Raw genomic sequence first — 23434 nt, 5'->3', positions numbered from 1 at the left:
TCAAGGACTTCATCATAGCATAGGTAAAGATTATCTTCAAAATTATTTAGACGAATTCTGTTATAAGTATAATCGACGCTACTTTGGAGACAAACTATTTGACAGGTTGTTGATAGCGTGTATTGAATTTGAATAGTCATTTGGGCGAAAAAGCTGATAGTCATTAAAATAAATATAGCATTGAACAGCCCTGAGCGCAAAATAAAATCATTTTTTAGTATAAACCGCTGTAACAGTTTCAATTAAAGTATTTTCTGAACTTTTCACTGGAATTTCTTCTACTGTATAACTCAATTCTATAGTTTTATAATTGTCGGAAACACTGCCTTGCCCAGAAATTACAAAACCTCCAGGAAGTGTTTGCTGTTCTATTGTCAAATTTGGATCGTCGAAAACTACGAGAGCAGATATATCATTATCTATTTGATAAAAATTGTCGATTAGAACTTTCGAGCTATCTATATCTAATGAAATATAAACACTATATTGAGTTTGTCCGTAGGTTGGGCTATCTTCAACACAATGCCAATCACCCTCAATATTTTCTCGTGGATCGTTACTATTAGGATTTAACAACTCTTCGTCGCAGGAAATAGTGGAGAGTAAGATTATACTCAAAATTATATAAGCGATTTTTTTCATTTCATTTAAAGTTTAACTATTTCTAAATTATTTTATAACAAATTTCTTTGAACAAAAATTGTATTAATTTGAAAATACTCAATAAAAATGAGTTTATTTCAAAAAAAAATACCGGAAAATTGAATCTATTGCAATTCAAAATCCGGTATCATTTTTCTTCAAATAGGACTATTTTGTTTTGTCCTGTGGTGGTTTCGAGATACTATCTCTCATTGTAGTATCTGCTTCAATATTTTTCATTTTCAGATAATCCATTATTCCAAGATTACCGCTACGGAATGCTTCTGCCATAGCAAGAGGAACTTCTGCTTCAGCCTCTATAACTTTTGCTTTCATTTTTTGTGCCAATGCTACGTTTTCTTGTTCTTCAGCTACTGCCATAGCTCTACGTTCCTCAGCTTTAGCCTGAGCAATATTCTTGTCAGCATTTGCCTGATCCATTTGAAGGACAGCACCAATATTTTTTCCTATATCAATATCAGCAATATCAATTGATAAAATCTCAAATGCAGTACCGGCATCTAATCCTTTAGCTAACACAAGTTTCGAAATAGAATCAGGATTTTCTAAAACTTGCTTATGGCTGTTGGAAGAACCTATGGAGGAAACAATTCCTTCTCCAACTCTTGCTAAAACAGTTTCTTCGCCTGCACCACCAACAAGTTGCTTAATGCTGGCACGAACAGTAACTCTTGCTTTTGAGATTAGCTGAATACCATCTTTTGCTACTGCTGTAACATTTGGAGTGTCAATTACTTTTGGATTTACAGACATTTGAACTGCTTCAAAAACATCTCTACCTGCTAAGTCAATCGCCGTAGCCATTTTGAAATCAAGTTCTATGTTAGCTTTTTGTGCCGACACAAGGGCATGAACAACTTGCGGTACTCTACCGCCAGCAAGAAAGTGTGCTTCCAGATCGTTTCTATGTAGTATTAGTCCGGCTTTTGTTCCTTCAATCAATGCCGTCACAATGACTGATGGCGGGACTTTCCTCCATCGCATTAAAACTAATTGTAACAAAGATATTCTAACTCCTGAAACAAGTGCAGAAAACCATAAGCCAACCGGAATAAAGTATAAAATTATCCATAAGCCAATGAGGGCTGCTACTATTATTACAATATAAAAAATCATTCCATCCATATTAATTTGTTTTTGGTTTTACAATAATTTTAGATTTTTCTATTTTTACTATTTCGATATCAGTATTTTCGTCGATGAACTGCCCTGTTGAGCTGGCTTCCGTTGAAGTATCATTTATTAAAACATGTCCTATCGGAGCAAGACGGGTAATTGATTTGCCGAAATCTCCAACTTTAAACATTGTTTCATTTTTTGTATTTACCTGACTTTCAATTTTGGCATTAAGCATTAGTTTTTTCCAGGTTTTTGTTTTTAATGAAAGGTAAATTATTACAATTATAAATATTGATGTACCTATTAGAATATAGTGTCCAATTTGAGTTCCGAATATATCGTATGAGAAATAAATTCCTCCTGCAACCAATAGTGCTCCACCGATTCCGGCAAATGTAAGCCCCGGAACAACAAGAAATTCTAAAATTAATAATAGAATCCCTAATACAATTAATAAAACTATCCCAAGAATTGTCATATTATTCAATTTTTGTTATTAATCCGCGATCCGATAAAGCTTCTCGCATTGGTTTTAGTTTTGAGTAAATATCTTTTTTTACATCGCATTTCCCTTTAATATGGGCTAAATATGTGCATTGTTCTGCTTGAACTGAATCATGTTTGCAAATTTGAATAAGAGAATCTACAACATAATTATATTCATTAATTTCATCATTATACAATATTAAAAATTTATGTTCGGAATCCAAGCTTTTGTTTGATTTCTTTTCTGCTATTTTCTCTTTTGTATTCATTCTTCTTCTTACTTATTAGTTATCAGTCTCTTAGCTTCATCAATCGATATTTTTTTATCGCCTTGAAATGCAACTATGAACGCATCTTTTATTCCATTATTTCTGGCTTCATTCTTAAAAGTTGTTGCATCATTGAAATTTTGAAACTGGTTTTTTAAAAATACATATGTCTTTTGGTTTGTTTTGAAGTAGCTAAGTTGGTATTTTTTTTCTTTTTCAAATTTTAGTCTGTAATTTTCAATATCGAATGTCTCTTTATAAACTCCTATTTGTATTCTAAATACAATTTTATTTTTATTAATTACTTGGTTATCATTAATATTTTCAATAGTACCATTATATTTTGCAAATGTATCAATTTCATTCTTATTTAGAAAAATATTTGCATTTTCTATAGTTGTTTTCTTTCCATGCAAAATGGCTTTTATATAGGCATCTTGTGTTCCTAAATTTGCAATTTCGTTGCGTTTTTTTTCAGCAGTTTCGAAATCGCTAAAAACTCCTGTTGAATATCGTTTTTGCCCATTTGGCAATGTTTCAACTATTACGGGCTTAATGTTTTGAAGCACTTCCTTTTTTATGTCTTTAATATAAACTCCCATTTGAACAACAAAAAAACATTCTAAGTTTGTTTCAAGTTTTGTACGACTACTTGGAACTAAGTTTCCTTCACTATCGAAATTTACGAAATACATAGAAGTATCAAGTTCAACAGTATCGAATTTAACTATTGGTTTTTGTAAATCTGATAGAAAATTCAATTGTTTAACAAAATTTCGATAATCATATTTCAAGTCGTTGTTTTGACTATTTAGATGCAGCAGCAACTTGGCTGGATTTTCTACAAATTTCAAAATGTCTTTATTTGAATTCTTTTTGATAAAGGCATTTTCAATTTCCTTAAGTTCAATAATTTCATTACGGATTTTGCGAGATAATATATTGCAATTATTTGTCAATGTTTTTAGTGTGGAGACTAATTTTTCGGTTTGCGATTTTTCATTTTCAGTTTTTGAATGCTTAAATTGCTCATTACTTTTTTTATGAAGATTACTCTGATTTTCTATTTCTCCTTTCAATTCATATTCTTTTGTTTTATAAAAATCGTGATAATAATTGAATTTTATAATCATAATTTTCAAACTATCTAAAACAGCATTAATTTCTATGCTGTTATCAGTTGTAGTATAATTTGTGTTAGTCAATATTTTTTCAGTTGTGTTATCGATGAATTGCATTTCTGAAATTGCAATTAGACTTTTCCCATTTACCCGTAATTTTTCACTATTTTCATTTAATGATATTGTAAAAACAGAAATTCTGGTTTTGTCGGTCATTCTGTTCGATGCAAATGTTGCTGTATTTTTTTCATTGTTTAAAACAAAAAGAAAGTCGTCGTGCGGAGTATTTATCGGAAAGTTTAAATTCGTTGGTTCTGACCATGTGTTTTCTACACTATCAAAAGTTGTTTTGAATATGTCATAGCCTCCCATACTGTTATGGCCTTTCGACGAGAAATATAAAGTTTTTCCATCGGTGTGTAAAAATGGAAAAGCATCGTCATATTTTGTGTTTATTATTTCGCTAAGTTTTTGAGTTTGTGTCCATTTATTTTTTTTGAGCTTTTGCTTAACAACTATATCTAAACCGCTTCTATTGAACCATGATGAATAATATATAATATCGGATTTTTCAGAATAAAAAATTATTTCATTTTGATATTGTTGATTGCTTTTAATCCTCAATTTTTCATTTATACTAAAAAACTCTTTTGGTTTTGGTGTAAATTTTCCACTAAAATTTATTCGGTAAGCTCTGAAAAAATCGTCATTTTTGATGGAAACATTTTTTATTGTTTTAAGTTTTTTCACGGATTTAGTAATTTCCATACCATTTTGGCACATTTCTATTTGCCTGATTGTTTCAAAATTAGCTGCATCTTTTCTTTTAGCTTTTTGCAAGAATTTTTCATAATATACTTTCGCTTTATCAAACTGATATGTAAGATGATACGATCTGGCAAGATAAAAATAAGCATTTGCCGGCACAATTCCAGTGATGGCAATTTTCAAATATTCCTGCGACAAATTGATATGTTTGTTAGTTTCAACCAAACAAACTCCATAATAATAATTTAACAAAGCGTCATTGGGCTCCAAAGATAGCAAGTGGGAAAATGTTTCAACTGCTTCATGGTATTGTTTTTTATTGAAAAACTTTAAAGCAACTTTGTAGTTATCTAAGTTTAAAAAGTCAATTTTTTGAGAAAAACAGTTTAAATTTGGAAAAAGCATTAGACTAACAATGAAAGTAAAAATAACTATATATTGTTTTCTGTTTTTCATTTGTCCGAACTATTTTCACACAAATATACAATATTTTTTTAAATTCCTGCAAATGTGAAGATTAAATATTAATTTGTGAAAAACTTAATTTTATCAAAGTATTCTTATAAGGATTAATTATTTTATAATTAACATCAAGTATTAGCTTTTGTTTTTTATGTAAAAAAAAAGCCCAATAGGTTGTCTATCAGGCTTTTTAAACGAAAATCAATATCTTTTTTCAGAATCCAAATTTTATTTAGGAATTTCTTTTAATGGTTTACACTTCATATCCTTTGTTTTTCCTTCTTGTCGTAATTTTAGAATACCATCTTCAATTTTTGCACGAAATTTTTTAACTCCTTTTTCTGTATTAATAACAAATTCGCCGGTGTTTGAAAGTTCATATTTTTTGTCCTTTTCAAGCGTTTGATTACCTTTACCTATATTAAAAATTCCTCCCCCTTTTATTTCAATCCAAGCGCCTTTTCTTCCGAAGCTCCAAATTCCAACAATGTCTTGTGCCAAAGTTTCAGAAACATAGGTGCTATCAAAACTATCACTTTCACCGTTTTCGTTAGAAGAATTTGTATTCCCACCGCCGCAGGAAACAAAAAATGAAATGCTTAGTATCAAGCTTAATAAAATGCCAATTTTTTTCATACTATTTTTTTTTTGCTTACTCTAAATCAGTTTTCAGCACCCCTGTAACTCATTAATATTCAATAATAAAAAATAAAATATTCTTAATTAGATAAAGCACAAAATTAAAAAATATTTTGTTTCACAAACAAAAACTATAAATTATTTTGGTTTAATCTTAATTTGATGTCCAATTTTAAATAATTGCCAATTTCCTATTTAGCAATGAACATGCTTCAAAATAGGAGCAAGTTTGTAAGTTATGACATATTTCTCTCATGAAATAGGCTGCTATAAAAAAAGATTTGTTCCAATTTGTATAGTGCAAAGCACACAATCCGAAAAATAATTATTACTTTCGCATTCAATAAAAATAAATTAATTATTAAATATTTGTTATGAAAAAAATTACAGTTATTGGTGCCGGAAATGTTGGAGCAACATGCGCTAATGTAATAGCACATAAAGAATTAGCTCACGAAGTTGTTTTAGTTGACATAAAAGAAGGAGTAGCGGAAGGAAAAGCCTTAGATATTTGGCAAACTTCATCGATAAACAATTTTAACTCTCGTGTAGTTGGGAGCACTAATGATTATTTAAAAACTAAAGGATCAGGAGTTGTAGTAATAACTTCAGGTGTGCCGAGAAAACCGGGAATGTCGAGAGACGATTTGATAAAAACCAACGCTAATATTGTTAAAGACGTAACCGAAAAAGTTGTAAAATATTCTCCTGATGCAATCATCATTGTTGTATCAAATCCGTTAGATGTAATGACTTATGCAGCATATCAAGCAGCAAACAAATCGTCAAGCAAAGTTTTTGGAATGGCAGGAATTCTTGATACAGGACGATACAGAGCGTTTATAGCTGAAGCACTATGTGTTTCTCCAAAAGATGTTCATGCATTGCTTATGGGTGGACATGGCGATACTATGGTTCCATTGCCAAGATATACTTCTGTGAATGGAATTCCAATTTGTGAATTGATGGGAGAAGACGAAATCAACAAAATTGTTGATAGAACCAAAAAAGGTGGTGGTGAACTTGTAAACCTTATGGGAACTTCAGCATGGTATGCTCCCGGGGCAGCGGCTGCTCAAATGGTTGAAGCAATTGTTGACGACCAAAAAAGAATTTTCCCTTGTTGTGCAAAACTTAATGGTGAATACAATTTATCAGATGTTTTTCTTGGAGTTCCTGTCAAACTTGGTGCAAACGGAATTGAGGAAATTATTGAAATTCAGCTTAATAATGATGAAAAGAAACTATTGACCGATTCTTCAAATTCTGTAAAGGGTGTAATGAAAATTCTTGATGGCATGGAATTGTTTTAATATTATATTACAGAAAAAAAAATCTGTAACAAAAAAAAGCCCCAATCTGTTTTTCGATTGAGGCTTTTTTTTATAAATAGGATTTCTAATTATTTTGCAATTGTAAAATATTTCGATTGATTTGCTTCATTGGCAGACAAGCTATATATATAGGTGCCGGAACTTAAATTGTTAGAATTGAATTTGATTGAATGATTGCCTGCTGAAAATTCAGTATTGGCTAGTTCATAAATCATTTCACCAAACAAATTGTACACACACAATTTCACATTAGTTTTTTCAGAAATATAAAATGGGATTTCTGTAAAATCTGAAAACGGATTAGGAGTATTTTGTAATAAAGTTGTTTTGTTTTCAAACGAAAGTTTAGAAACTATGCTTATCGCATCTTTTGAGTAAAGATTGTTTCCTTCGAGCCATGAATTTATATTTATTCTATTTTCTGTAGTGTTAATTTTATTCCAAATTTTAATTGTAAATTCTTGGTTTTCAGAAATATTTTCAGAAATTTCTTTAGTTGAAAAATCGTCTCCCCAAATTGCAATTGCCATATTTTGTCCATCGAAAACTGAAGCTCCAATTAGTTCTTCGTTTTGGTTAAATACCCCAATTTCATCGCCATTTTCTGGTCTGATTTCCCAAGCTGAAAGAGGAATTCCAAGTGTCATATTTTCTCCACTATAGAGAAAACTATTATATTCTTGGAGTAATGGTTTGCTAAAATTTGCTTTCGCAACATTTGCTGTATTTGATGGATAAAATAAAGTTGCCGAGTTGTTCATTTTTATTTGGTAACCTTTTCCGGGGACCATATTTCCAATTCCGTTTACATTCCAAACCGGCCAATATACACCGCCAATTTCATTTTTTACTATTTCAACATCAGATACTATTGTGCTCAACATATCGACAATTGAGGCAGAGGATTGACGCAAATATCCAATAATTCCCCATCCTGTGTTTATGGTTATTCCTGTAGTTTCGGGTACGGCTGCAATTCCATCTATATTAAGTTGTGCAGAATTTATCATTTTTGCTTGATATCCTTTACCGATTACCATATATCCAATATTATTGATACCCCATGCCGGCCAATAAACTTCTCCAATCTCACTTTTTACAATTTCAGTTTCAGAGACAATATTTGCAAAAACATCATTTATAAGAGGTGTGAATGGGTTTATATAAGTTGAAAAAATATTCCAACCTAATGTCAAATTAATAGCTTGAGTTTCAACAGTTAAAGCAATTAAGGATTGGATTCCACTCATACCATTAATAACAAAGGTATTTGAATTTGGAAATGAACCGGACATGTCGTAAGTTGCTGTTGCTATATGCTCAGAATTTGAAGAGGCATCCCATAAAATCCAGGTAAATTCTTCGCCACCAACAAAACCATCGTTTCCAATATCGACACCCCATGCAGAAAGTGCTTCGTTTGCACCGGTGTATTCAATGTATCCGGCGCAAGCTAAAGTTCCGAGAGAATCGAAAAACACGCCAATGTAATCCCCAATATCAATTTGAATTCCATCAATTGTAATTGCAGATGAACCTGGAACTAATACAGTATGATTGCTTGAAGTTAAAGTGTAGCTCCAGCTTGGTGCAAAAATAGTTTCGTAAATTGTGAAAGAATTTGGTTTAGTTAGAAATCCATCTGCTAAATTTTCGAAATTAACATCCCAGAGACCAAGTGGTGCTGCTACAGGAATAGATACTTCAAAATCTAATAAAGTTTCGCTTGTAGGATTAATAGTTGTTCCATAAATGGTTGAGCTACCCTGATTGAACCATACAGTTTGGGTTCCTTGCAGGAAGTGTGTATTTTGTCCGCTTAAGGAAACAGTTAATGATTCGCCTTGACTGGCACTGTTAGGATTAACCGAAACTAATTGACTTAAAACTGAGGCATCTATTGAAATATCATCAACTGCCCAAGCATAATCCCATACACCGACATATCTGAATCTTATCCAAACAGAAGGCTCATTTTCTGCATATTGCGAAATATTAATGTTTAGATTTGCATTAGAAATGGCTCCATTTCCAACATTTGTGTTTACTTCAATGTATGACCAATTAATACCGTCTGTACTAATGCCTATATATGTACTTTCAAAACCTTGATATCTTCTGAAAATTTGTTCGCAAGATAAGACTATATTCGTATAGCCAGAGAAATCAATAGAATTGGAAATAGTAATACTTGCATCTTGAGTACCTCCATTGGATCCAACACCATCGGAATCGAACAAAGCAAAACCATTTGAATATGTTGATGAATAGAAGGGAAGAGTAATATTCGGAACAGCGCTGTTGTTTGTAATTACCCAATTCTGATTGTCGTTTGTTTCGTTTGAAATTATCCAATCTGAACTGTTTGAGAAATCGTTAGTCCACAAAACATTGGAATGTACATTTTGGTTCAATACAATTGCAAAGAAACCTATCAGTGAAAAAAATAAAAACCTTTTCATACTTCTTAATTTAATTTATTATTTCTACAAATATATTAATACTATTTGATTATTGAAACAATTATTAATATTTTAAAAATTTATGTAACTAATTCTATTTTAGTTTTGTAGTTTTTTGTATAAAGTGGCTCTAAATTGGACTGCTTGAATCAAGCACATTTTTTCATTGCGAAGCAATTAACTGTACAAAAGTAACGATAAAATTCTAAGCCGAGACCAAAGTAAATTTACAACTTTTTTAAACTATACTCAGAGTTTTTTATCAATTTCGGAATTTCTATATAAAAGAAATATTTTCGCTAACTTTGCTGTTATATCAATAAGATCGAAGGAATCATCCAAATTTTCTCCAACAGAAATACAAGCATGTTTTTCCTAGAATACAAGATCGTGAAAATATAATTGATTAGCTATTTTTTCAGCCAATTTTTCGCTTCCGGGTCTCATATATGGAACAAAACCAAAACCGTTTTTTACAAAATAGTTTGCTCAGGATGAATATTTAAAAAGATATTATTTAATTTTTTTTCATCGTGAAAATCAGCAGATTGTGTAAGCGCAATTAACTCGTTGGGATGAGCATGTATTACAACTTTCTCTTTGGAGTTAGTCTTTGCAAGCATATTATGAATAGACAAGTGAGTCGGTAATTCAGAAGCAGGAGAGATGTTGCCTTGATTATCAGATAGTTTGTAGCTTTTGTAGCTTTTTCCAAATTCATCGATTTGCAACAAACAAATATTTTCTCTTGGCAATTTGGTACTATCTCACATTCTGGAATTAGCAGCAGAAATTAAAAAATTATTGTTTGCAAGAAAAGGATATATTTTATTAAAGTTTTTATTATCAATAAGTTTGCTCTCCGGGATGTTGAAAATTGTTTCCTGCATTTTTTTATGCCCATGATCTTTCCCAAATATAGCCTGAAATCTCTGCAATTTTATCTAATAATTTTTTAATGTTTTCTGAGAGTTTCATCTATTTTATACTGAGAATTAATATTGAATAGACTAAATATTGTTTATCTGATTGGTTTTCAACATCTTAATCGACAGTAATGGTTTTTGTTTGGCACTCGTTTAAATCTATAATGAAATGCCAAAAATTAGGATTGCCAACAATTCCGCTTTTTTGATTAACTTTAATATCATGGGTTCCTTCTAATAAATCAACGGTTTTATCTTTATAGCCGCCCATAAAAATATAATTCAGAGTATCGTTGTTGATGCTTATTTGGAGCGAATCTTTTGTTGCATTGTTTATTAAAACTGAGCCTTCATTATTTTTTTTACAATCTTTAAAACAAGAAATACAAAGCATACTTAGCAATATTGCTACGAAAAATAATTGTTTCATTTTTTTCAATTTGGGTTTTATTTATCTTTAAAATTAGTGCTAATCTTTTTGAGAAATTCCTGACCGTTGTCAGGTCTAAAATACTTGTAAACAATTTTGCCATAGCTGAATTAATAAAGCTTTGTTAAGTATGAAAAATCAGGAAATCTATGGCGTTTTCTAATAAAATCATTTACTTACGTTTAATGCTCATTTGTTTTTTCTCTGTCATTTCATTTGCAAATCCTTCATGTCCAATTTCTTTAATTCTGTTGATGCAAGCTTTTCTATCAGAATTAAAAATATACCCAAATACTTTCGACATAAAATTGTTGTAATATTTACATTCTTCAATGGGCATAAGTTTACAGTCTGCGCAACTTTCATAGTTGTTTTCTATGCAACATTTTCTGACTTTACACCAGGATGCTTTTTCATTGTCATGACAGCCCGGGCAACTACCTTTTTTATGTTTTTTGCATTCAGCACAATAAAGCCCGCAGTATGCAACGAGTTTTTCATTTACTTCGATTTGCTTTTCCATACTTTATTTTTTGGTTATCAAAAACATTTTAGGAATAGAAACTGTGAAAAAGATTCTGAGCTAAACTCTCATCTCAAATTTCAAATTTATAAGGTTTTATTTCACAATTCTTATTTTAAGTTCTTCTTTCTTTTTGCTGAAACCAACTGATATTGCTGCGCCTTCTTTCAATTGAGCCTGAATAATAATTTCAGCCATTGGATCTTCAATATGCTTTTGTATTGCCCTTTTCAGCGGACGAGCACCAAATTTGCTATCATAACCTTTTTCAGAAAGGAAATCTTTTGCAGCAGGCGAAATTTTCATTTTGTAGCCCAGCATTTCTATTCTATCAAATAATCCCTTCAATTCAATATCAATAATTTGATGAATATGTTTTCTTTCGAGCGAATTAAAAATAATTACATCATCAATTCTATTTAGAAATTCAGGAGCAAAGGCTTTTTTCAATGCTTTTTGAATAACACTCTTCGCATGCACATCATCAGGTTCGTCAGTTTTGAAGGCATATCCAACACCTCGTCCAAAATCTTTCAATTCTCGTGAACCAATATTTGAAGTCATTATAATAATTGTATTTTTGAAATCGACTTTACGACCCAAGCTATCAGTAAGTTGACCTTCGTCGAGAACTTGAAGTAAGAGATGAAATACATCGGGATGAGCTTTTTCAATTTCGTCTAACAAAACAATTGAATATGGTTTTCGACGAATTTTCTCAGTCAATTGTCCTCCTTCTTCGTATCCTATATAGCCCGGAGGAGCCCCAACCAAACGTGAAACCGAGAATTTTTCCATATATTCGCTCATATCAATTCTGATAAGAGAATCTTTAGAATCGAATAAATATTGCGACAATATTTTGGCAAGATGGGTTTTTCCTACACCGGTTGGTCCTAAAAAAACGAAAGTGCCAATAGGCTTATTTGGGTCTTTCAATCCGGCACGATTTCTCTGAATGGCTTTTGTAATTTTACTAATAGCTTCGTTTTGTCCAATTACTTCTGATTTTATTTCATCATCCATTTTCAAAAGTCGCGAACCTTCGGCCTGTGCAATTCTCTGAACCGGAACACCAGTCATCATTGCTATAACTTCTGCAATTTTTTCTTCATCGACGGTCTCTTTATTTTTAGACAATTCCTCTTTCCAATTTTCCTTTTCTCTGTCAAGTTCAGCAATGCTGTCTTTTTCTTGATCGCGGAAACTCGCAGCCAACTCAAAATTTTGCTTTTTCACTGCTGCAATTTTGTCTATTTTAACTTGCTCGATGTGTTTTTCTAATTCTTCAAGTTTTTTTGGAACATTTACGTTTGTGATATGAACCCTTGATCCGGCTTCGTCTAAAGCATCAATTGCCTTATCGGGCAAATGACGGTCGCTCACATATCTCATTGTAAGGTCAACGCAGGCTTTTAGCGCCTCGTCAGTATAAATTACATTGTGATGATCTTCGTATCTATCTTTAATATTTTGAAGAATTTCAATAGATTCGTCTCTTGAGGTAGGTTCAACAATTATTTTCTGGAAACGTCTTTCGAGTGCTCCGTCTTTCTCAATATATTGCCTGTATTCATTTAAAGTTGTTGCTCCAATACATTGAATTTCGCCACGAGCCAGAGCTGGTTTTAACATATTTGCAGCATCAAGGGAACCCGAAGCACCACCGGCTCCAACTATTGTGTGAATTTCGTCAATGAATAAAATAATATTCGAAGTTTTAGACAATTCATTTAAGATGGCTTTCATACGTTCTTCGAATTGTCCGCGATATTTTGTCCCTGCTACTATCGATGCCAAATCTAATGTAATCACACGTTTCCCGAACAAAATTCTTGAAACTTTTTTCTTAATAATTCGAATTGCTAATCCTTCGGCTATCGCCGATTTTCCAACTCCCGGTTCGCCTATCAAAACAGGATTATTCTTTTTTCTTCGACATAAAATCTGAGCTAAACGTTCAATTTCAATATCTCTGCCTACTATAGGATCTAATCTGTTTTCGATGGCGGCCTGTGTAATATCTATTCCAAAATTGTCTAAGACCGGAGTTTCTGCTTTGTTTTGTGATTTTTGTTTTTTAGAATCGTCGCTTCCCTCTTTGTCTTTTCTCTCTGGGCTGTCGTCTTCAATATTCGACGAAGCCTGAGGATTAGACATAAAATCTTTCACAGCATCGTAATTCAATTTGTTTTTGCTTAATATTTCTGTTACCATTTCGTTTTCGTTTCTAATAATTGCTAATAATATGTGTGCCGAATTGATTTCTGACTGATTCAATCTTCTTGCTTCTAAATAAACTATTTTCAATACTCTCTCGGCTGATTTTTTCAAAGGAATATTATCTCTATTTTCGCTAATTACAACATCCTTCCTCCTGATATTTTTTTCTATTTCTCTTCTAACTTTCTTAATGTCAGTACCTAAATATTCCATTATTTCAATTGCAAGTCCTTTTCCTTCTCTTAGAATACCCAGAAAAAGATGCTCTGTGCCAATAAAATCGGTTCCTAACCTAATTGCCTCCTCCTTGCTAAATCCTAAAATTTTTTTAACCTTAGGTGAGAATTTTGCATCCATATAAATATAATTAATAATACCTTACTTTCATTATAAATTTACTATGAAACTCTATTTCATATTAAATATTCTGTGCAAAAATACAAGTTTTTTTCAGTAGTTAGATTTTTAGTTAAAAATTGGCTAAATCTTTTTTTGAGGTGCTGGAAAATAACTTTCATCCTATAATTATGAAATATCATGTTCAGTTTATTGTCCTATCATTTACTTTTGTCTTGATTTTTGTTTCTTTTTATCAAGAGAAAGAAAATAAAATTAATCTAAATTGTTAATATTCAGTACGTAATAACATGTAAAAATGCAAATCGGACTTTTAGCCTTTTACAAATTCAATTTACCTTTAGATGGCAAAAAAGGCTATTTTCATGAAACTTTTGAAGAGTTTGTTTCCTAAGGTTTTCGAAGAACTGCCTATGATAATGCAATTTTGCATTTTAGCGTACAGATAGCTATCACCAAAACATTTCTCTCCAGCACCTCAAAAAAAGATTTAGCCCTAATATATGATTAAAAGCAAAATATAGTTTTATCTATTAAAAAATAAGAAATTCTGCAAACGGAAATTACGAAATAGAAATACTAAAAAGCATCGTAAAAAAAAATGTAAAAATACAAGTAATTCTTACTGATATTTAATTACTTTTGCATTTTAGTAAATTGAAATAATGTTGTTTTGTAAAAGTATGAATCATAGCAATTTACATAAAATTATATAATTGTTAAACTATGCAAGAAGAGGAACGAATAGTCAGGATAAACATTGAGGAAGAAATGAAAACAGCATACATTGATTATTCAATGTCTGTTATAGTTTCGCGTGCATTGCCTGATGTACGAGATGGGATGAAACCTGTTCATAGAAGAGTTTTGTTTGGGATGAACGAATTGAGTTTATATGCGAATAAACCTTATAAAAAATCAGCCAGAATAGTTGGAGAGGTTCTTGGAAAATATCACCCACACGGCGATTCATCCGTATATGAAGCAATGGTTCGTATGGCTCAAACATGGTCGTTGAGATATCCATTGGTTGACGGGCAAGGAAATTTTGGTTCAATAGACAACGATAGTCCGGCTGCAATGAGATATACAGAAGCCCGACTACAAAAAATTGCTGAAGATACATTAGTCGATCTTGATAAAAACACAGTTGATTTTCGACTAAATTTCGATGATTCGATGGAAGAGCCAACTGTTTTGCCTACAAAAGTTCCAACACTTTTAATAAATGGTGCATCAGGAATTGCAGTAGGAATGGCAACAAATCTTCCACCACATAATATTGGAAATGCTATAGATGCTATTGTTACATATATTGATAACAGAGATATAGATATAGATAGCTTGATTGAAAAAATTGTAGCTCCCGATTTTCCAACAGGTGGTACTATTTATGGTTATCAAGGTGTTATAGACGCATATCACACCGGACGAGGAAGAATTGTTCTACGATCGAAAACAGAAATTGAAATAACAAAGTTGGGGAGAGAGAGAATAGTTGTAACTGAAATTCCATATCTGGTCAACAAGGCTGAATTAATTAAAAAAATTGGCGAATTAGTCAATGAGAAAAAAATTGATGGTATCTCATATGCAAACGATGAATCGGATAGAAAAGGAATGAGAATCATTATTGATTTGAAAAAAGATGCTATTTCAAACGTTGTTTTAGCAAAACTTTTCAAATATACTCAACTTCAAACATCTTTCAGTGTAAACAATATAGCCTTAGTTAACGGAAGACCTAAATTACTGAATCTGAAAGAAATAATTACACATTTTGTAAATCATAGGCACGAAGTAATTGTACGAAGAACTCAATTTGAATTAGATGCTGCCGAAAAAAAGGCACATATTCTCGAAGGACTTCTTATTGCTCTTGATAATCTTGATGCTGTAATTAATTTGATTCGCTCATCGAAAACACCTGAAGAAGCACGAATTGGCTTGATGAACAATTTTGAATTGACAGAAGCTCAGGCTCGTGCCATTCTTGATTTGAGACTACAAAAACTCACAGGTTTAGAAAGAGATAAAATTAAACAAGAATACGATGAGATAATGAAATTGATTGCCGGATTGAAAGAAATTTTGGCAGATGAGTCTATACAAATGAACATTATCAAAACAGAACTTCTTGAAATTAAGGAAAAATATAATGACAAAAGAAGGACTGAAATAATTTATGCATCTGAGGATATTAATCCTGAGGACTATTATTCTGATGACGAAATGGTTGTTACAATTTCTCATATGGGATACATAAAACGTACATTATTATCAGAATTCAGAACACAAAACCGAGGTGGAGTTGGAGCAAAAGCAAGTAATACTCGTGGCGAAGACTTTTTGGAAAATATGTTTATTGCCACAAATCATAACACAATTCTGTTTTTTACTGATAGCGGAAAATGTTTTTGGCTTAAGGTTTACGAAATTCCGGAAGGTACTAAAACCTCTAAAGGGCGAGCTATTCAGAATATTTTAAATATTAGCAGCGACGACACAGTCAGGACATTTATTAATGTAAAAAATCTTAACGACACAGAATATATCAACAACAACAATATTGTTCTTTGTACCAAAAAAGGAGTAATTAAAAAGACCACACTTGAAGCATATTCCCGTCCACGTCAAAACGGAATTATTGCAATAAACATTAAAGACAACGACCGATTGATTGAAGCCAAACTTACCAATTCGAATCAAGAAATAATGTTGGCAATAAAATCCGGAAGGGCAATTCGCTTCAACGAAAGTATAGTGAGAGCAATTGGTAGAAATTCACAAGGAGTAAAAGGAATAACACTTGCAGGCGAAACAGATGAAGTAATTGGAATGGTTTGTGCCGATATCGATGCAGATCAAGGTGTTTTGGTAGTTTCAGAAAATGGCTTCGGAAAACGCTCGAAAATAAGTGATTATAGAATCACAAATAGAGGTGGAAAAGGAGTAAAAACTATTAATGTTACAGAAAAAACCGGAAATCTGATTGCAATAAAAGGTGTCTCCGATAAAAACGACCTGATGATCATAAATAAATCGGGAATAACTATTCGGCTTTCTATTGACAATCTGAGAGTTATGGGTAGAGCAACGCAAGGAGTGAAACTCATAAATTTACGAGAAGGCGATTCTATTGCTGCTGTTGCTGTAGTTGAAAATACAATTGTTGAAAATCAGGAAGTTGATAGCGACATTTCATTATCTGAAGATGCATCTACTGAAAGTAACATTGATAGCTCATCTTTAGAAAACGAAAATCTCACTTCCGAATCAAGCGATGAATAACTTTAATAAGTCAAACTAAAAATAAATCAAAAAACTTATTTCTAATTATTAAAATGTTTTTTATGAAAAAGCTCGTATTATTTATGATTATTGCTTTAACAACAAGTATTGTTTCTGCACAAAATCCAAAGGTAGTAAGTGCATACAACTACTTAAAGTATGGTCAAGTGGAAAAAGCAAAGGAAGCAATTGACAAAGCAATTGTGCACCCAAAAACTATTAATAAAGCTAAAACCTGGTGGTATTGCGGAAATGTTTATCAAGCAATTAGCGATAGCTGTATGTACAAGAAAAATGAAAAATTCTGTAGTCTATCAGAGAATCCATTAGATTTTGCTTTTGATTCTTACATTAAAGCTATGGTTTTGAATTTTAAAGATCCAAAATGGCATACATTAGATATCGTAAATAACGAAACCGATATGAAGGCATTCGGTATGCTTCTAAACAACAGAAAAACCAAATATGACAATCCACAAATATTTGCAGATATATTTATGAATCGTTTCCCAAATCTCGCTAATTCGTATGTAAACAAAGGAGTAGCTGAATTTCAAAGTGCAGACCCAAAAGAAAATGATAAAGCAGTTAAATCTTTCGAAACATCACTATTTTTATCTTCAGCAACTGGTAAAATGGATACAACAATATTCTATTATACTGCTCTCGCTGCACAAAAAGTTAAAGACTATGAAACATCGAATGAGTATTTTGCACAGTCAATAAAATTGGAATACGGGAAAGCAGACTTTGATAAAGCAAATATATATAAATCATATGCAAATAATTATAAAAACCTTGGCGACACTGCAAAGTATCTGGAGTATTTGAACAAAGGAATAGAAACTTATCCGGATGCAAGCGAACATCTTGTGGTAGAGCTTATTAATTACTTTATTGATGCTAAAAAAACCGATGATGCTTTGAATTACCTAAAAATTGCCATTGCAAGAACACCAAACAATTCAAGTTATCTTTACAGTTTGGGAGCTACTTACGAAAAGAAGGGGTATGTCGATAGTGCAATAATGTCATATTCAAACGCAATTGAAATCAATCCTAATGATTTAAGTTCACATTACAATCTTGGTGCTATTTATTACAATGATGCTGTGAATCTTTTCAATACTTTGAATGATATTCCGCCAGACCAACAGAAAAAATATGATAAAGCAAAAGCTGATGCAAAAGCATTTTTTGCAAAATCACAACCATATTTCGAAAAAGCTCACGAAATAGACTCGGAAGATTATAATACAATCGTAAGTTTAGTTGAAGTATATGCCCGATTGAGTATGTATGAAAAATCTAAAGAAATGAAGGCTAAATTAGAGGCTTTGAAATAATCAAAAGCAAGCCAAACAAATTGAGGGGAAATGGGCATTTATGCTTATTTCCCCTTTTTTTTGCTTGATGTAATGCTCAAAAACGTGTAATCAGCTTAAAGAGTTAAACTCCTCAATTCTATTATCAGAATAGAAAATCAAAACTTTTTCAACTTTAGTTTGCTTTTTAGTATCGATAGTTTCATTGCTAATTAACTCATTTTCAACAATAGGAGTGGGCTTAGTCAAATTCAACTTTTGCTTAGCCTCTACAGATTTATCAAGTTCGTCAATGTTTCTAAATGGAATTGTATTCGAGATTTGGTTTTTGTACATTTCACCTTTGCCTATCATTAGCCAATTAGCATCAATTTCATTATAGCGTTTAAGAAATTTTGATATAAAATCGAAACTGGGCAAATTTCTCCCCGATAGGATATGAGAAATACTTGCCCTATTTACATTTATTGAGTCGGCTAACTTTGCCGAAGTAATGTTATTTTCTCTAATAAACCTTTCAATTCTGCTTTTCATAGCATAAAATTTTTGCTTACAAATGTAACATATGTTTTGCTTACAAATGTAACTAATATTAAATACTTTTAAGTTTACATATGTAATTCGCAAATAATCAATAATTATCCTAATTAAAAAATATAGCTGAGTAGGGCATAGGAAAATTTCATTAGTTTATGTAATTATAAAACTTATTAGGTAAGCTATTTTGTTGAATTATAAATATATAAATTAAAATGTATAATTATTACATATGTTTATGAGGCAATTTTTTGTATAATATTAGCCGAATTAAACATTTAATTTAACTTATTATATTTATAATGCTGAATATAAATAGATTATATTAATATTATTGTTCATTATTTACACATTTAAAGCTGTTTATTACATAAGTTCAACATTCATTAATATATTTATTTAAATGATAATATTTTAATGTCTGGTTGGTTGTATATTATAAGATTTATTTCAAAATTCAGATATGTAAATTATTGCTTAGTTTACAATTGTAACCTTCTCAAAATTTACATAAGTGAATTTAATTATAGTTTACAGATGTTGGTTTATGTTTGTAAATATCTTACAAATGTAATTTGCCTTGAAAGGAAAAATGTATTTCTATTATAGAAATTCTATAACTTATCTTAGCATGAATTTTATTTGAGGGAATTTCTGCTTTATATGGAAGTAATTAAAATTTGAAAAATATATTGAATCTACCAATTTTTCACAAATGTTCTATATCTGATTTTATGGCTTCTGTAGTTTGTTCAAACTTATTAGAAAAATCCATTGACTAATTGAAATTACGAAATTAGATTTGGGTCAGTTGTTCTGAGTATAGATGAAAAATGGAATTCGCAACTCTCTTATTGTTAAATGTATCAAAAATTAATATAGCTGATTATCAAAATGTTACAAGTGCTCAGAAAGTTGAGTTTATAATATTTTAATTTCTTTTTTAAATCCTCTCAGAAAATCCTCGATTTTCATCCTCTTTTTTCCTGCAATTTGTAATTCAATTATAGAAATAAAACCTCTATTTACGGCAATTTTTAAATATTTTTTACCATCAGAAATAGTAGTTTTATTCATATATTCATGTTTTTCTACAATCATTTCAGAAACAAAAATCTTTAGAGAGAATATTAGCTTGTTTTGGTCAATGACCTCAGTCCAAGCCGCAGGAAAAGGACACAAACCACGAATAAAATTTTGAATTAAATAAATATCTGCTTCCCAATTTATTTTGCAGTCTTCTTTGAAAATTTTTGGTGCTGCTTTCAAGGTTTTATTACCATCAGTAAGTTTCGATTGATGAATATTTGGGTTTGAATTTTCGTAAATACTATCAACAGTTTTTCGTATCAGCTCAGCACCAGAAATCATAAGTTTATCGTGCAATGTTCCGGCATTATCTGCCGGTTCGATTGTAATTTTTTCTTGAAAAATGATGCTTCCTTTGTCGATTTCTTCATTTATAAAAAAAGTAGTAATTCCGGTTTCTTTTTCGCCATTAATAATTGCCCAATTAATTGGAGCAGCGCCACGATAATTAGGTAGGAGAGAGGCGTGAAGATTAATTGTCCCCGATTTTGGAATCTTCCAAACTACGGCAGGTAGCATCCTGAAGGCAATAACCACAAACAAATCTGCCTCTAAATTTGATAATTGTTTTATAAATTGTTCATCTTTTAAATTTGGTGGCTGAAAAAGCTTTAATTCATTGGCAATTGCAAATTCTGACACTGCCGATCTACGAGTTTTTTGACCTCTTCCGGATGGTTTGTCAACATTCGACACAACTCCTACAATGTTGAAACCGAAATCAATCAAACTTTTTAATGATTCGACAGCAAAGTCAGGTGTTCCCATAAAAACAATCCTGAATGATTTTGTATTGTTCATATTTACTATGTTAAAATTCTAATTTCTTTATTTTCAGCTCTATTCAATGAAAATGCAAACTAAGCAATATTTTTTTAACAATCTATTAATTCATGCTTTTCATTGCTTTACATATATGTTAAATTCTCTAAAATTTTGTTTCAAAACAATTATTATAGTTATAGTTTGGAAATCAAATTAATAAAATGTAATTTTATTTTTTTTGAGGAAATTTGTAATAGTTCAAATGTAATGTTTTTAATGTGCTGAATATGAGGATATTAAATAATGCTTTTTTGAAAAATTTAATTTTAGTATTAACATTTTTTATGTTTATAAATTCTGATTATCAAATTCAGAGTGTTTTTCCTTTAAAAAAATTTGAGAAGCCCTTGGTTAAAATTTCAAATAAGCTGTATGCTTCAAAGTTTGAAACAACCAATGAATTATACTCAATATTTTTGAATGATTTAAAGAAACAAAAACTATACGATGAATATGGTATCGCAAAAGTTGATTCTTCAAATTGGTTAAATTTTAGCGAAGAGTATGCTCCTTATGTAAAAAACTATCACTCTCACCAATTTTTCATGCAATATCCGATTGTAAATATTTCTCAATCAGGAGCAAAACTATTTTGTAATTGGCTTACTGAAAAATATAATTCAGCTGAAAAAAGAAAATTCAAACAAGTAAGATTTCGTTTACCTACCCAAAACGAGTGGGTAATTGCTGCACGAGGAAACAATAAAAAAGCTATTTTCCCTTGGGGTACATATTCTTTGCGAAACTCTTCGGGCGAACTAATGTGTAATTATTTTGTAATTGGCGACGAAGTTATCCATAGAGACTTCACAACAGGAGAATATCTTATTATTCAAAAGAAATTTTCTTCAAATAAAAACGAATTAGTAGATCTTGCATATCCAGTCAGATCATTCGGATCGAACTCTTTCGGACTTTTTAATATGAGTGGTAATGTTGCCGAAATGCTCGATGAAAAAGGAAGAACCAAAGGTGGCTGTTTTTATTCTACCGGATTCGACGTTAGAATTGATGCACAAGACGAATTTGAAGAATTCGAAGGTTCAGACTATAGAATAGGTTTTCGCTATTTTATGGAAATTATTAAAAAATAATCCAATATTTTTTTAAAATCAATGCTGACAACATTGGTTCTTGTTGTTGTCCAGACTATTGTTAATATATGCTGCAATTGCTTGACTTGCAACTTTATGCTTTGTAACAAAAACCTCTTTTCCAGTGCTCTGAAATTCTTCGTACAAACGCTGACCCATCCCTCCGGCAATTATTACTGTACAATCTGACAATGCGTTCATAATGCCACTATGACTATGATTAGGCGAATGATTGTGATTATTTGTTGCATGTCCGGTAAAAGTATTCTCGCGATACTCAATGTCGGTGATTTCAGATTCTTGAACTGTGATAATTAAAAATCCTTTTGACCTTCCAAAATGCTGATTTACACTTTTTTGGTCGTTTGAAGGTACTGCTATTTTCATCATTTATAATTTTGAATTATTTATAATTAAATGCAACAAGGGCAGTTGCAATTAACATTATTTTTATGATTTATATTTAAGTTTAAATCTTCTGTGATGTTCTGCAGATTTTCTGAACTGCAATTATTGCAATTCAAATATTCTGAGTTTTTTTCGACAATAATATTGCAATTTCCACATTTTAGCCATTCTTTCTCAAATTTGACATTTCCACCTTTGATTGCAATATTTTTTGCTTCTACAAAAGCTTTAGCTACTTTTTTTCTGGCATTTTCATAAATTCTACTAAAAGTTGGCCTTGAGACATTCATTTTTGTTGCAGCTTCGTCGTGGTTGAGGTTTACATAATCTGCCAATTTTAATGCTTCGTATTCTTCAAATAGTATAAAAATAACATCAAAGGATTTTGTTACAGAGCCAAAAGGCTTGAAGCCAATAATTTGCGGCGGTAGTCCAATAGTTCTATATTTTTTCGGTCGTGGCATTATTTATTGTTCTTATTAATTCTACGCTAGAATAATGTTTCGAAAATTTAATGATCGCAAGGATTCATTGAAGTTTTTAAATCATTATCAATAAATTTTTGAATAATAATTTCTGGTTCATAATAATTTATCCCTGCAAAAATATTTATATTTTCTTTGTTCAAAATATCAATAGCTTTTTGACCTATTCCAGAAACTATCACATCTGTAACATCTTGTGAAACAATCCAATAAGGTATTTTGTCCGGCTCATGTTTCGGACTATTTTCTTCATAAAAATCTTCAATTCTATTTTCAGAAATTTTGTAAAAAGCAAATGAATCACATACTCCAAAATGTGGACTTAATATTTTATCTTTTAGTGGTATAACAACTTTTTTCATAATTTTTTTCGCAAAGATAATGAACATATGTTCATTATCAAAATATTTTTTGATTTTTTTCATTATAGTAAAATAGTTTAAATGATTTACAAAGTATATTTTACTGAAGTTTCCTCAATTTTCCTCCCAAATTATAGATAGCTGGCTATCAGGGATTTTGGGTTTAGTTTTATAAATTAGCCCATATTTATTATCAAACAGATAATTAAAGATACCATCTGCCATGGCATAGCTAT

At 31.1% G+C, this 23434-nt stretch carries 21 protein-coding genes; 5 read left to right on the top strand and 16 right to left on the bottom strand.

From position 1 onward, the window contains the following. On the top strand, positions 1–136 hold a 136-nt coding region (locus HN894_14670; protein MBT7144566.1), incomplete at its 5' end, for an IS1595 family transposase. A gap of 71 nt (positions 137–207) precedes the next feature. Here HN894_14670 and HN894_14665 read toward each other — a convergent pair. From HN894_14665 to HN894_14640, 6 genes are all read right to left on the bottom strand, one after another. Beyond that, positions 208–642 (bottom strand): hypothetical protein, encoded by a 435-nt coding sequence (locus HN894_14665; protein MBT7144565.1) that lies wholly within the window; start codon positions 640–642, stop codon positions 208–210. 168 nt (positions 643–810) lie between these two features. Then, positions 811–1788 carry a flotillin-like protein FloA gene (gene floA, locus HN894_14660; protein ID MBT7144564.1) on the bottom strand — a complete coding sequence of 326 codons (978 nt, stop codon included), beginning with the start codon at positions 1786–1788 and terminating at the stop codon, positions 811–813. A gap of 1 nt (position 1789) precedes the next feature. Beyond that, positions 1790–2260 (bottom strand): hypothetical protein, encoded by a 471-nt coding sequence (locus HN894_14655; protein ID MBT7144563.1) that lies wholly within the window; start codon positions 2258–2260, stop codon positions 1790–1792. 1 nt (position 2261) lies between these two features. Further along, the gene (locus HN894_14650) at positions 2262–2537 is read right to left on the bottom strand and encodes an ATP-dependent Clp protease adaptor ClpS (protein ID MBT7144562.1); all 276 of its coding nucleotides are present in this window, start codon (positions 2535–2537) and stop codon (positions 2262–2264) included. A gap of 8 nt (positions 2538–2545) precedes the next feature. Continuing rightward, positions 2546–4882: a hypothetical protein gene (locus HN894_14645; protein MBT7144561.1), complete on the bottom strand. Its 2337-nt coding sequence runs from the start codon at positions 4880–4882 to the stop codon at positions 2546–2548. A 234-nt stretch (positions 4883–5116) separates the two neighbouring features. Further along, positions 5117–5524 carry a hypothetical protein gene (locus HN894_14640; protein MBT7144560.1) on the bottom strand — a complete coding sequence of 136 codons (408 nt, stop codon included), beginning with the start codon at positions 5522–5524 and terminating at the stop codon, positions 5117–5119. A gap of 377 nt (positions 5525–5901) precedes the next feature. Between HN894_14640 and mdh the strand changes: the two genes are divergently transcribed. Next, complete coding sequence (mdh, locus tag HN894_14635; protein MBT7144559.1) at positions 5902–6840, top strand: malate dehydrogenase; 939 nt, start codon at positions 5902–5904, stop codon at positions 6838–6840. Between the two features lie 89 nt (positions 6841–6929). On the opposite strand, the gene HN894_14630 is transcribed toward mdh, so the two are convergent. The 5 genes from HN894_14630 to HN894_14610 all read right to left on the bottom strand — a co-directional run bounded on the left by HN894_14630 (position 6930) and on the right by HN894_14610 (position 13782). Then, positions 6930–9323: a T9SS type A sorting domain-containing protein gene (locus HN894_14630; GenBank protein MBT7144558.1), complete on the bottom strand. Its 2394-nt coding sequence runs from the start codon at positions 9321–9323 to the stop codon at positions 6930–6932. A 473-nt stretch (positions 9324–9796) separates the two neighbouring features. After that, positions 9797–10078, bottom strand: a complete 282-nt coding sequence (locus HN894_14625) for a hypothetical protein (GenBank protein MBT7144557.1) — start codon at positions 10076–10078, stop codon at positions 9797–9799. 289 nt (positions 10079–10367) lie between these two features. Continuing rightward, positions 10368–10679 (bottom strand): hypothetical protein, encoded by a 312-nt coding sequence (locus HN894_14620; GenBank protein MBT7144556.1) that lies wholly within the window; start codon positions 10677–10679, stop codon positions 10368–10370. 172 nt (positions 10680–10851) lie between these two features. Then, positions 10852–11202: a DUF3795 domain-containing protein gene (locus HN894_14615; GenBank protein MBT7144555.1), complete on the bottom strand. Its 351-nt coding sequence runs from the start codon at positions 11200–11202 to the stop codon at positions 10852–10854. Positions 11203–11298: 96 nt separating this feature from the next. Further along, positions 11299–13782, bottom strand: coding sequence for an ATP-dependent Clp protease ATP-binding subunit (locus HN894_14610; GenBank protein ID MBT7144554.1), 2484 nt, complete (start codon positions 13780–13782; stop codon positions 11299–11301). A 726-nt stretch (positions 13783–14508) separates the two neighbouring features. Between HN894_14610 and gyrA the strand changes: the two genes are divergently transcribed. Continuing rightward, positions 14509–17073 carry a DNA gyrase subunit A gene (gyrA, locus tag HN894_14605; GenBank protein MBT7144553.1) on the top strand — a complete coding sequence of 855 codons (2565 nt, stop codon included), beginning with the start codon at positions 14509–14511 and terminating at the stop codon, positions 17071–17073. A 62-nt stretch (positions 17074–17135) separates the two neighbouring features. Beyond that, positions 17136–18419: a tetratricopeptide repeat protein gene (locus HN894_14600; protein MBT7144552.1), complete on the top strand. Its 1284-nt coding sequence runs from the start codon at positions 17136–17138 to the stop codon at positions 18417–18419. A gap of 90 nt (positions 18420–18509) precedes the next feature. Here the strand turns inward: HN894_14600 and HN894_14595 are convergent, their stop codons facing one another. Both HN894_14595 and HN894_14590 read right to left on the bottom strand, forming a co-directional pair. Next, on the bottom strand, positions 18510–18932 hold the full coding sequence (locus tag HN894_14595) for a helix-turn-helix transcriptional regulator (GenBank protein MBT7144551.1): 423 nt from the start codon (positions 18930–18932) through the stop codon (positions 18510–18512). 924 nt (positions 18933–19856) lie between these two features. After that, the gene (locus HN894_14590; GenBank protein ID MBT7144550.1) at positions 19857–20825 is read right to left on the bottom strand and encodes a methionyl-tRNA formyltransferase; all 969 of its coding nucleotides are present in this window, start codon (positions 20823–20825) and stop codon (positions 19857–19859) included. A 275-nt stretch (positions 20826–21100) separates the two neighbouring features. On the opposite strand from HN894_14590, the gene HN894_14585 reads away from it, so the two are divergent. Next, on the top strand, positions 21101–21943 hold the full coding sequence (locus HN894_14585) for an SUMF1/EgtB/PvdO family nonheme iron enzyme (protein MBT7144549.1): 843 nt from the start codon (positions 21101–21103) through the stop codon (positions 21941–21943). A gap of 18 nt (positions 21944–21961) precedes the next feature. On the opposite strand, the gene HN894_14580 is transcribed toward HN894_14585, so the two are convergent. The 3 genes from HN894_14580 to HN894_14570 are packed head-to-tail and all read right to left on the bottom strand — an operon-like array spanning position 21962 to position 23198. Then, entirely contained in the window at positions 21962–22333 is a 372-nt protein-coding gene (locus HN894_14580; protein ID MBT7144548.1) for an iron-molybdenum cofactor biosynthesis protein, read from the bottom strand. A 23-nt stretch (positions 22334–22356) separates the two neighbouring features. Continuing rightward, positions 22357–22815 (bottom strand): DUF134 domain-containing protein, encoded by a 459-nt coding sequence (locus HN894_14575; GenBank protein ID MBT7144547.1) that lies wholly within the window; start codon positions 22813–22815, stop codon positions 22357–22359. A 47-nt stretch (positions 22816–22862) separates the two neighbouring features. Further along, positions 22863–23198, bottom strand: a complete 336-nt coding sequence (locus tag HN894_14570) for a hypothetical protein (protein MBT7144546.1) — start codon at positions 23196–23198, stop codon at positions 22863–22865. Positions 23199–23434: the final 236 nt, after the last annotated feature.

It is taken from the genome of Bacteroidota bacterium (assembly GCA_018692315.1).
Lineage (GTDB): Bacteria > Bacteroidota > Bacteroidia > Bacteroidales > JABHKC01 > JABHKC01.
The sequence above is the reverse complement of the archived record's forward strand: the minus strand, read 5'-3'. Positions and strand labels throughout refer to the sequence as shown.